General features: G+C 54.0%; 1 protein-coding gene. It reads left to right on the plus strand.

Annotated features, from left to right (window positions below; genetic code table 11):
* The first annotated feature begins 108 nt into the window (after positions 1 to 108).
* Complete coding sequence (locus tag J8I87_RS43960) at positions 109 to 1,146, plus strand: tyrosine-type recombinase/integrase (RefSeq protein ID WP_209938899.1); 1,038 nt, start codon at positions 109 to 111, stop codon at positions 1,144 to 1,146.
* The last annotated feature ends 24 nt before the right edge of the window (positions 1,147 to 1,170 follow it).

Raw genomic sequence — 1,170 nt, forward strand, 5'->3', positions numbered from 1 at the left:
TCTGGACCGCAACCGCCGACTCTATCCTTCAGAAAGTGGCTCGGTTATGTAAAGTTATTTCTGGGACGGAACACTAGATGGGTAGTTATCCATTTCGGGAGAATCGTCATGAACGGCTTAACTCCTCTACGACCGCAACCTCAGGCGTGGTTGTGGCGCAGCGTCCTTTCCCCGTTTGCAGAGCGGTACTGTGATTATCTTCTGGAGCGGGGCTATGCTCCGACTACCGTCAACCGCTACGTCAAATGCGTTGCGCACTTTGCGCATTGGGTGGCAAAGCGCCGGATACCCGCCGCTCGGGTCGACTATCGGCTGGTCAACAGTTTTGTATCGAACCATCTCTCACACTGCACCTGCCCAGATCCCATTCCGAGAAGTGCGGTAGATGTAAGAGCTGCACTTCAACATCTCCTCGTTGTATTAGGCGTGCGTGCGGTCCCTTGGTTTTTGCGAGACGAACCTGATGCGATACGCGATGAAGTTTCTCGGTTCATCCAGCATCTCGAAGATGTTTGCGGGCTTGCGGACAGCACACGATATCAGCGTGGTCGGATCATTCGTGACTTCCTGCGCCAACAGTTCGGCGACAAATGCTTAGATATCGCCAAGTTGCAAATTCGCGACGTTTACCGATTTGTGACGCAATATCCGGACTCATGCGGAGCGGGCGTGGCCAAAGCATCGAGCGTAGCTTTACGCAGTTATCTGCGATTCCGGATGACCCAATATGACGATTGCGTCGAAGCGCTGATAGCTGCGGTCCCCAATGTGGCCAGATGGAGGCTAGCAGCTCTTCCGGAAACACTTTCGGATGAGGAGATCAGGAGGATTCTGAATTCATTCGATCGCGAAACGGCCTCAGGCTTGCGCGACTATGCGATGGTCAGATGTTTGGTCGATCTTGGTTTGCGTGCCGGTGAAGTCGTGCAAATTCAGCTCGACGATTTGAACTGGCGCGACGGTACTCTTCGAATCCGACGGACCAAATCGAGACGGATGTATGTCATGCCGCTGCCAGAGGCGACCGGTCGTGCGATAGCGGATTACATCCGGTTGGCCAGAAAGGCAACAGCGGTATCCCGATCTGTATTTGTGGCTCTTTTGAAAATGCAGTGGGTAACGGCCGTCAGCGGGCATGCGAGTTGAATGCGGAGAAGTCGAGTTTGCCCG

This window comes from Paraburkholderia sp. LEh10 (genome assembly GCF_017814945.1).
Classification (GTDB): domain Bacteria; phylum Pseudomonadota; class Gammaproteobacteria; order Burkholderiales; family Burkholderiaceae; genus Paraburkholderia.